At 45.5% G+C, this 9,810-nt stretch carries 14 protein-coding genes; 13 read left to right on the top strand and 1 reads right to left on the bottom strand.

Going from position 1 to position 9,810, the window contains the following annotated elements; translation table 11 throughout:
* Positions 1-299: 299 nt before the first annotated feature.
* Positions 300-920 (bottom strand): phage repressor protein CI, encoded by a 621-nt coding sequence (locus tag AACS90_RS18510; RefSeq protein WP_099123504.1) that lies wholly within the window; start codon positions 918-920, stop codon positions 300-302.
* A 202-nt stretch (positions 921-1,122) separates the two neighbouring features.
* Here AACS90_RS18510 and AACS90_RS18505 point away from each other — a divergent pair, with 202 nt between their 5' ends.
* The 13 genes from AACS90_RS18505 to AACS90_RS18445 all read left to right on the top strand — a co-directional run.
* Positions 1,123-1,461: a DUF5347 domain-containing protein gene (locus AACS90_RS18505; protein ID WP_099123503.1), complete on the top strand. Its 339-nt coding sequence runs from the start codon at positions 1,123-1,125 to the stop codon at positions 1,459-1,461.
* 85 nt (positions 1,462-1,546) lie between these two features.
* Positions 1,547-3,481 carry a replication endonuclease gene (locus AACS90_RS18500; RefSeq protein WP_099123502.1) on the top strand — a complete coding sequence of 645 codons (1,935 nt, stop codon included), beginning with the start codon at positions 1,547-1,549 and terminating at the stop codon, positions 3,479-3,481.
* A 170-nt stretch (positions 3,482-3,651) separates the two neighbouring features.
* Positions 3,652-3,834 carry a hypothetical protein gene (locus AACS90_RS18495; protein ID WP_099123501.1) on the top strand — a complete coding sequence of 61 codons (183 nt, stop codon included), beginning with the start codon at positions 3,652-3,654 and terminating at the stop codon, positions 3,832-3,834.
* Positions 3,835-3,884: 50 nt separating this feature from the next.
* A complete protein-coding gene (locus tag AACS90_RS18490) occupies positions 3,885-4,121 on the top strand; it encodes a DinI-like family protein (RefSeq protein WP_099123500.1) in 237 nt (78 codons plus the stop codon).
* Between the two features lie 236 nt (positions 4,122-4,357).
* Positions 4,358-4,561, top strand: a complete 204-nt coding sequence (locus tag AACS90_RS18485) for a tail protein X (RefSeq protein WP_099111664.1) — start codon at positions 4,358-4,360, stop codon at positions 4,559-4,561.
* 9 nt (positions 4,562-4,570) lie between these two features.
* Entirely contained in the window at positions 4,571-4,834 is a 264-nt protein-coding gene (locus AACS90_RS18480) for a hypothetical protein (protein ID WP_099111665.1), read from the top strand.
* 1 nt (position 4,835) lies between these two features.
* The gene (locus AACS90_RS18475; RefSeq protein WP_099123499.1) at positions 4,836-5,375 is read left to right on the top strand and encodes a lysozyme; all 540 of its coding nucleotides are present in this window, start codon (positions 4,836-4,838) and stop codon (positions 5,373-5,375) included.
* Positions 5,372-5,872 (top strand): lysis system i-spanin subunit Rz, encoded by a 501-nt coding sequence (locus tag AACS90_RS18470; protein ID WP_241538325.1) that lies wholly within the window; start codon positions 5,372-5,374, stop codon positions 5,870-5,872. The genes AACS90_RS18475 and AACS90_RS18470 overlap by 4 nt, the downstream gene beginning before the upstream one ends.
* Before the next feature lie 173 nt (positions 5,873-6,045).
* A complete protein-coding gene (locus AACS90_RS18465) occupies positions 6,046-6,681 on the top strand; it encodes a phage baseplate assembly protein V (protein WP_099123497.1) in 636 nt (211 codons plus the stop codon).
* A complete protein-coding gene (locus tag AACS90_RS18460) occupies positions 6,678-7,019 on the top strand; it encodes a GPW/gp25 family protein (protein WP_099123496.1) in 342 nt (113 codons plus the stop codon). Before AACS90_RS18465 ends, AACS90_RS18460 begins: the two co-directional genes overlap by 4 nt.
* Before the next feature lie 3 nt (positions 7,020-7,022).
* A complete protein-coding gene (locus AACS90_RS18455; protein ID WP_099123495.1) occupies positions 7,023-7,931 on the top strand; it encodes a baseplate assembly protein in 909 nt (302 codons plus the stop codon).
* Positions 7,924-8,532, top strand: coding sequence for a phage tail protein I (locus AACS90_RS18450; protein ID WP_099123494.1), 609 nt, complete (start codon positions 7,924-7,926; stop codon positions 8,530-8,532). The genes AACS90_RS18455 and AACS90_RS18450 overlap by 8 nt, the downstream gene beginning before the upstream one ends.
* Positions 8,529-9,810: phage tail protein (locus AACS90_RS18445; RefSeq protein ID WP_241538324.1), on the top strand; the 1,282-nt coding region annotated here is incomplete at its 3' end. The genes AACS90_RS18450 and AACS90_RS18445, both read left to right, overlap by 4 nt.

The following is a 9,810-nucleotide window of genomic DNA, read 5'->3' as shown; positions in this document are numbered from 1 at the left end:
CACACGTTACATGAAACAGTCACACGTAACCATTGTTGACGGTATATGTGGCAACTGCTCAGTAATGTGAAAAAATTCTTGAAAAAATCTGCAAATAGACTCTTTCAGAGAAAGTAAATCGAGTGTCCCACTATTATGGAAAGTTATTTAGGCTGCAACATGTAAAGAAAAGCCGTGAGTATCTTATCCTGCGATACAAATCTTTTTTAAGGGGTTTTATTTTAAAATGATAAACGCCATCAAAGTTATTCTGGTAATCAGAGATAACTTTGATGGAAAACGTATTGTTACGTAACTGGTTATTGTCTGGAGATCACTAAAGCCACGCGTCCAATGAATTGAATATCGCTGATAGCACAATCAAACGTAACATCATTATCACTGACGCGAATTTTACTGACAGGGATTTTGGCTATTTTCTTGATGCTGTGCATTCCTTCGATATCGACCAGCCATAAACCGTCCTGAATAGTGTCTTCTTGTGCATCAAGCAAATACCAGGATATGCCATCATCAACCACCAGAGGTTCTCTGAGATCTTTGGAAATCAACTCACTATCCAGAATAACCGGATCTGCCTCATTCAGCTTACCTCCTGACAGTTTTACACGGGAGATTGACGGCGCAATGATATCTTCCAATCGTTCTGTTTTTTTGATCCCTTCGCCGTTTGGAAACATCTCTCCTTGCCCTGTACTCAGCCATAGCAGTGAAGCACCCGTTTCGAGATTACACTGAATAATCCAATCCGCCGGAAAGCTATCACGAAGATAGCGGTTTGCCATTGTGCTTTTGGACACGCCTAAATGATCACTCAGAGCCTGACGGGATTTAAATCCATACGCGCGTACAAGGCGCTCGATAGCTGGTCGCCCACCACTATCAGCCCCCATTTTGATCTCAATATTGGTATTTTTCATTGACAGTATAGATAAGAGATATTATTATCCCGCAAAAGATCTTGAAATGAGATCTTTATTGGGTCCGAATTGGTTAAGACGAAAACCATTAAGAGATATTGCATCATGAACATCCAAATTTCAATCCCTATACCTGATATCAGCGGTGTTCGAGGGATTGCTCTGACAATAATCGCTCTGAAGGTGAAAGGGTGAGGAAAATATGGCGAATACGGAAAAAGAAAAGTTTGCCCAAATTAACCTCGGTCAGCGGTTGGAAGGATTGAACCATCTGTCTAAGATCAGAGCAATATACTGGGGAGATGATGAAAAAGAGTTAAAACGCTTTCTTGCGGACATGCGCGATAAAAGGGATTGTCACTATGAAGAGAACAAGCGGGCTTTATCCGCGATTTTCTATTTGGCAAATATTCCCCGAGCTCGCCATGACAGCGAAATCAGCCAGTTTACTTCTGAGGAAAAACACTCTCTGATCAAAGCGATGAATCATATTAAGGTTGTAGTCAGTCAGTTTCCCAGACATTTAACGTTACCCAGTTAACCACCTTTTAAATATTTTCTAATTTTTTTGAACAGATGGCATGTGTACGCCAGACATTCACATTTCCTTAATTAAGGTGGCATTGATGAATAGTGATCTTTTCGCTCACACTTATAAACAGTCGGGCATGTTTCAGCCAAATATTCCGCAGAATGCTTCATCAGCAGAGCGTTTGTTATGGCAAGTTAACGCAGAAGATCACCAATGGCGCCACCAGTATATTGGCCAGATGCCGGATTTTCTGGCAAAACATTTTAGCCACCGCTATGCCGATATCTTTGCGCAATCAGGACGCAGGGATGCTAATGCTTACCTGAGAAAAACCGTCGGGCAGAATGTATTACCGCGATTACAGTTAGTTAAGAGCAGGTATCAATTCAAACATTCTGTATCGGGCATTGCTCCTTTTCCATTTATTGAACAATTGAGCAATATTGCGACTTATGGTCGTAAACCGCTTTTAAAGCTTGCTCATGAAATATCCGTGTTTATTACCGAAAACTATGAGCACTATTCTTCTATGAGTCACTCTGTTACGAATGACTCTTCTAATCGGGAGAAAGTGCAGCAAGTTCAGGCTGAATCAGTGATGAGTGAATCAGTACGGTTTTCTCACATGGCTGAGGTATATCAATTAATGGCAAAGCTGACTTTGCAATGTGGCATTCATCCCCCTTATTGGCGGCAGTTCAATTATGGGCGAAAAACACTGTCTGTTGATCTACTTTGCGCCGGCATGTTACGCATGATGTCCATACGCTGGTGGTATTTTCGCTTAAAACGCTTGCGGGATACCCAATCTGAGCATATGGCAATTGCAGTTGGACAGGTGCAGAACGCGGCCTCGCCTTATGTTTCACTACTGGCTTTACGCGAATGGCTGGAACAAAAGCGACGCAATCGTGAGTTTTTTCAGCATTTTGATTTAGAAAATGAAGCAGGAGAGCGGATTTCATTAGCTGAGACTGTCGTTCACAGTAATGCTAATCCTGCTATTCGTCGCTGCGAATTAATGGTCAGAATGCGCGGTTTCGAAGATATCGCGAATCAAATGGGGTGTGTAGGAGAGTTTTATACTATCACTGCACCAGCAAAATACCATGCAGTCAGGCATAGAGGGGGATTTGTCCAAAAATGGGAAGGTGCAACTCCCCGTGATACTCAGCGCTATTTATGCAGTGTATGGGCAAAATCTCGCGCAGCTATTGCCCGTGCGGGTATTAAGATGTTTGGTTTTCGGGTTGTTGAACCCCATCATGATGGAACACCACACTGGCACATTTTGCTCTTTATGTTGCCGGAACATGCTTCACAGGTCAGAAAGATCCTTGAACACTACTCTTGTCAGGAAGAAGAGGAAGAGTTACTGCGTGACCATGATAAAAAATCTCGTTTTGATTACCGGGTGATAGATCCTAATCAAGGTAGCGCGACAGGTTATATCGCAAAGTACATTTCCAAAAATATTGATGGTTATGCTCTGGAAGATGAAATCGATCATGAAACGGGAGGATCACTGCGCGATATGGCTAAATCAGTAACAGCTTGGGCGAGTCGTTGGCGAATTCGACAATTTCAACAAATTGGTGGTGCTCCGGTTTCTGTCTGGCGAGAACTGCGTCGACTTAAAGACGTTCGTTTATCTGATAATAAAATGAATGACGTTTTGCAGGCCGCGGATAAGGGAAACTGGGCGGCTTATATTCAGGCTCAGGGAGGGCCATGGGTTGCCCGTCGTGATTTGGTTATCAGGCTCGCTTATAAGCATATCCCTTTTGGTAGTCCTTATGGTGAAGATATTCACTCCATTCAGGGAGTGACATCGTCGTTGCTCAGTCAGGAAAAATATATCTGTACACGAATCCATCAATGGACAGTTGTCCCGAAATCTGATGCGCCAGCCACATCAGAGCGGATTGTCTATAGACGACACAAAAAATGGCCCTCTTGGAGTTCTGTCAATAACTGTACGGATAGACAGGGAAGACGAGATTGTGATATAGATGTGAAATGGTTTTGATAAATGTTATTTTTTAGATAAAAGTTTCCATGAAAGAAATAAATAATAGTTATTAACTATCAATTTTTATCTTTAAGAAAGGAAAAAACTACTTTAAATTTTCACTAATTAGGTGTACTGTATGCATATACAGTTATAGAGTGGAGGCGGACATATCAGTGGACTCTCTTATGGAATCATTGGTAGCACAACGTATTAATTTTATTGCCAGAATGGCAACAAGTTGTGAATGCAATCAGGCAGAAGACAAAGAACTGGCACTGGTCTGGATAGCAGAGTTATCTGCACCCTATGAAAAAAGTCTCAGTGGTTATAATAATTTTTTAAAAAACAAATCATTAGATAATGAATGATTGAAAAACTTCAGGTTCGGTAAAAGAATAGGTTTTAGCGGGAGAAAATAATGCGAGTTGAAATACTTTTCGATAAGCGAGCTAATGTTTCTGAATCAGTCATGTCTGCACTTGAAAGCGAGTTAAAGAAGAGAATACTGCCACAGTATCCTGATACTAATTTTAGAATTGCCCTCAGTAGTAACACGTCCGTAAAGGTGACAGGGAGTAAAAACAGTAGTGAACATGATCAAATCATGGAACTGATCCAAAGTGTCTGGGAGGACGATAGTTGGTTATCGGATTAGGCCTGATGGGTTGAACTCTCCAATAAACGGATAATAAGCAATTTAAATAGTATAAGGGCAGGGATTATCCCCTGCCCTTATACTTTTCTGAACAGTGAAAATAAATCCCATCTGGCAAAATTGCCCTTCATTTGTACTATTTCCCCAACAATGCCGTTTCATTGAGGCATTTCGCTGATTATTCGATCATAACTCTCCGATTTACCGATTATTTTCTGCAAATAAAAGGAGAGTATATGCAAATTATTGCACAACAAAACGAAACGGTAGACGCTTTGTGCTGGCGTCATTATGGCCGGACTTTAGGCATGACGGAGCGTGTATTGCAGGCAAATCCTGGGCTGGCTGATTTTGGTGCGACATTGCCTCATGGAACAAAAGTTGAAATGCCGGATTTTGTGCCCGTTGCCAGTAAGCCTATGATTCAGCTTTGGGATTGAGGGGCATGAATGGATAAATATAGCCATGCCACTTATGCCTGTGCCAGCACAACCGCCATTTTTTCCGGTCTTTCTTTATATGAGCTGAGTTTTCTGTTGGGAGTATTAGCCAGCATTTCTCTCGGTATTCTGACTTATCGTCTTAATCGACGTGAGCAGATGAAACGCACTTTAATCTTAAAAGATATTCTGGAAAATCTGGAGGTAGAGCCTGCATCTAAATCAGCCAGAATCGTCAGCGAGCTGATACATAACGCACCAAAAGAGCTGTGATATGCAGGATCTCAAAACCAGACTCAGCCGGTTGCTCATTGGCCTGATTATCGGTGGCGCCAGTTCTTCGGTCATTCTTTCCCAGTTTCTTGATGAGAAAGAGGGCAATCGGCTTGTTGCTTATCAGGATGCCGGTGGTATCTGGACGATATGCCGGGGTGTGACGCGTATTGATGGAAAGGCAGTATATAAAGGGATGCAACTGACTATTGAGCAATGTGAAGCGCTGAACCGGGTTGAAGCTGACAAAGCGATTGATTGGGTGAAAAAGAACGTTCATGTTCCGCTGACCGAGCCACAAATTGCGGGAATTGCCAGTTTTTGCCCGTATAACATCGGCCCCTCAAAATGTTTCTCCTCAACATTTTATCGCAAACTCAATGCCGGAGATAAAAAAGGTGCCTGTCAGGAGATTAAACGCTGGATTTACGATGGAGGTCGTGATTGCCGGGCAACCAAAGGACAGCCGAATGGCTGTTATGGGCAGGTCTTACGACGTGAACAGGAATCCGAGTTGGTTTGTTGGGGATTGGAGGAATGAAGAAAATATCGTTAATTGCCATTTTTGTCATTGGAGGATGCACTGGCTGGTGGGGGCATCGTTCACTGTTCCTTGGTGAAGTTGCGAACCTTAAACAACAGCATAGTGCTCAGGTTGTTGCTATTCATCAGAAAGCGAATCAGGAAACATTGTCAGCTATTCAAAAGATGAAAGATGCTCAGAGTAAAGCCGCCCAATTAGATGAATACTATTCCGGAAAATTAGCCCATGTTACTGAAGAAAACGCCGCTTTGCGTGCTGATATTGCCGCTGGTCATCGCCGGGTGCAAATCGCCGCCGCCAACCTTGCTACCTGTCAGCTCACCCAAAAGCGAGATACCGGCCCCCGCAGCATGGGCGATGGAACCCAAGTCGAACTCACTGCAAAAGCTGGACGCGATATTTACGATATCCGAGCAGGGATCATCAGTGACCAGTCCAAATTAGATTATCTGCAACAATATGTCCGTGAAGTTGTCAGGCAATGTAAATCGTAGCCACTTTGAACAACTGAACATGACTTCTCACAGAACCTATAAAAGCCTTTTTATCTCAGGATGAAAAGGCTTTTATTTTTTTGATTTAATTGGTTTTTATCTACCATTTTGTATGTCTGTTCCTACAAGCCTAGTTTAATGTTTCCCTCGATTTTTCATGGCATTCTTACGCCATGAACACACAACTCACTGAACTGATGCGCTTATTGCGCAACCTGATCCGAACAGGCGTGATTACCCAAGTGGATACCGCAAAGGGTATATGCCGGGTCGCGACAGGCAATCTCGAAACCGACTGGCTGCACTGGTTGACATCCAGAGCGGGGAACTCCCGCACATGGTGGGCGCCCAGTGTTGGTGAGCAGGTTTTATTACTGTCCATAGGCGGCGAACTGACCACCGCCTTTGTATTGCCAGCAATTTTTTCAGATGAGTTTCCGGCACCATCAGCGTCTCCTGAAGCAACACATGTTCAGTTTCCGGATGGTGCAGTGATGGAGTATGAGCCGCAATCAGGTGCATTAACTGTGACTGGCATCAAAACCGCGACAGTGACTGCATCGGATTCCGTCCATATTACTGCGCCGGAAATCACCTGTGTTGCCAGCACCCGGATTACGCTGGATACACCGGAGGTCATCTGTACGCAGCTGATGAGCACAGGAAATCTGATTGTGCGCAATGGCGGCAAAATGACGGGCAATATTGAACACACCGGCGGCACATTCAGTTCCAATGGCGTGATCGTGGATTCCCATAAACACATCGGCATCCAGTCAGGCCGTGACACATCAGGAGGCCCCGTATGATGTATCTGGGGATGAACCGGCAGACAGGCCGGGCGTTGAGCGATTTGGACCATGTCCGGCAATCCGTCAGCGATATTTTACTGACTCCGGTAGGCAGTCGTATTGCGCGTCGTACTTACGGTTCGTTACTGCCTGAACTGATTGACTGGCCGCAGAATCCGGCAATCAAACTTCAGGTTATGGCGGCCAGCTATACCGCAATCAGCCGTTGGGAGCCACGTGTGACGCTGACGTCAATCACGATGGAAACCCTACAGGACGGCAGAATGGTGGTGGATATTACCGGTACTTATCACCAGTCCGCCAAAGAATTTTCACTCTCAATTCCGGTGAGGTAAGCAATGCCAACAATCGATTTAAGCCAGTTACCACCACCGGATGTGGTTGAGCCACTGGATTACGAACAACTGTTAGAAGAGCGTAAAAGAGGCCTAATCTCGCTTTACCCCGAAGAGCAGCAGGATGCTATTGCACGAACACTGCAACTTGAATCCGAGCCTTTGGTGAAATTGCTGGAAGAGAACGTATATCGCGAGCTACTTCTGCGCCAGCGCGTTAATGAAGCTGCCCGCGCGGTTATGGTGGCCTATTCAACCGGTAGCGATCTGGATCAGCTGGGAGCGAATAACAACGTATCGCGCATGGTTCTGCGTTCTGCGGATAACTCAACCGTCCCGCCGACTCCGGCTGTGATGGAATCCGACAATGATTATCGTGTCCGTATTCCACAGGCTTTTGAAGGTCTAAGTGTTGCTGGCCCGGTGGGTGCTTATGAATTCCATGCCCGCAGTGCGGATGGCCGTGTCGCAGATGCTTCGGCAATCAGCCCGTCACCGGCTAACGTCACAGTAACGATTATGTCCCGCCAGGACAAAGGAGTTGCATCCAAAGAGCTGCTGGAAATTGTCGAAACAGCCCTGAATGACGAAAACGTGCGTCCGGTGGCTGATCGCCTGAAAGTCCAGTCAGCAAAAATCGTGGAATATGAAATTGACGCAGTGCTGTACATCTTTCCGACACCAGAGTCAGAACCTATCCGCAAAGCAGCGGAGCAGAAGCTGAAACACTACGTCGAAGCACAGCATCGTCTGGGGCGTGACATTCGTTTGTCCGCGATTTATGCCGCCTTGCATGTAGAAGGTGTCCAGCGCGTAGAACTAAAAGCGCCATTGAAAGACGTCGTGCTGGATAAAACACAGGCTTCTTACTGCACCAAAACCACGCTGACAATGGGAGGCTCTGATGAATGATCGCCTTCTGCCGATGGGTTCAACGCAGTTAGAACTGGCTGCGGCGAAAGCCTGTGCCAAGTTGCAGAAGATCAAAATCCCATTGCGTGAGCTGTGGAACCCGGACACCTGTCCGGCATCATTACTGCCTTATCTGGCATGGGCGTGGTCTGTGGATCGCTGGGACGAGAACTGGCCTGAGAACATCAAAAGGGAAGTGATCAAAGGTTCACTGTTCCTGCATAAACACAAAGGAACAATTGGGGCAATCCGGCGGGTGATTGAACCGTTGGGTTATCTCATCCGGGTTAAAGAGTGGTGGCAGACCAACGATGCACCGGGCACCTTCCGGCTGGATATCGGTGTGCTGGAGAGCGGTATTACCCATGAAATGTTCGAAGAGCTGGAAAAACTGATTTTCGATGCCAAACCAGTGAGCCGACATTTAATCGGGCTGGATATCAACCTTGATACCCGTGGTGGATATCACTACTCGGCAGCGACTTACAGCGGTGACGAACTAACCGTTTACCCCTATTTCCCGAAAGAAGTGACCGTATCCGGCTCAGAAATTGTGGGCGCGGGGGTACATATTATTGACGACATGAGGATTAGACCATGAGTACCAAATATTTTGCGCTGCTGACACAGTTAGGCGCAGATAAATTGGCAAATGCTGCGGCACTGGGTACAAAAATTGAAATTACCCATATGGCCGTTGGTGATGGTGGTGGCAGCCTGCCGGTACCGGATACCAAACAAACTAAATTGATTAATGAAAAACGCCGGGCAGCAATTAATACGCTGAGCATCGATCCGAAAAACACCAATCAGATTATCGCGGAACAGGTTATCCCTGAAGCCGAAGGTGGCTGGTGGATCCGTGAAATTGGCCTGTACGACAAAGATGGCGTTCTGGTTGCAGTAGGTAACTGCGCAGAAACCTACAAACCACAATTGCAGGAAGGTTCCGGCCGTACTCAGACGATCCGAATGATCCTGATTGTCAGCAGCGCAAATGCGGTCACGCTGAAAGTTGATCCGTCCATTGTTCTGGCAACCCGTGAGTATGTGGATAATTCCATTACAAAACACGCGAACAGCCGTAACCACCCGGATGCAACGCTGAAAGAAAAAGGATTTGTTATCCTAAGTAGCGCGGTAGACAGCAATAGCGAAACCCATGCAGCCACACCGAAGGCGGTGAAAGCGGCGTATGATTTGGCTAATGCGGCGAATAATAATGCGAATACGCGCTTGGAGAAAAATAAGAATGGTGCGGATGTAGCTGATAAAGACGCATTTAACCGTAATATTGGTTCGGCTAGAGCGTTTAATGGCTCAATTCATATCGGTGGTGGCGGTACTTGGACAACCGAAGAGTTTATTGCATGGCTAAAAAGCCAGGGTGCTTTTAACCATCCCTATTGGATGTGTAAAGGCACATGGTGGTATGACAATAATAAAAGGATTACTGATACTGGCTGTGGCTCAATCCATTTGGCTGGTGCGGTTGTAGAAGTCATGGGTATCGAAGGTGTAATGACGCTCCGCGTTACAACAGCTCCTACATCGATAGATGGTTGTACCCCAAATGCGCAATTTACTTATGGAAACCATGGTAAGGATTATTATCCAAGTTGGAGACGAGACTATAACACTACCAATAAACCAACTTCTGGAGAAGTAGGCGCTTATTCTAAAGAAGAAACTGATGCTCGTGTAAATGCTGCTCACGAAAATGCTAATTCTCGCTTAGAAAAAAACAAAAATGGTGCGGACATTCCGAACAAAGACGAGTTTGTAAAAAACCTCGGGTTAACGGAAACCAGAAACCAAGCTCAAAATGCGTATCCCAAAACCGGTGGCAAAATCGAAGGCAAGGTGGATGTGGCCAGCG

Origin of the sequence: Xenorhabdus sp. KK7.4 (assembly GCF_963876465.1) — a bacterium.
Lineage (GTDB): Bacteria > Pseudomonadota > Gammaproteobacteria > Enterobacterales > Enterobacteriaceae > Xenorhabdus > Xenorhabdus stockiae.
The sequence above is the reverse complement of the archived record's forward strand: the minus strand, read 5'-3'. Positions and strand labels throughout refer to the sequence as shown.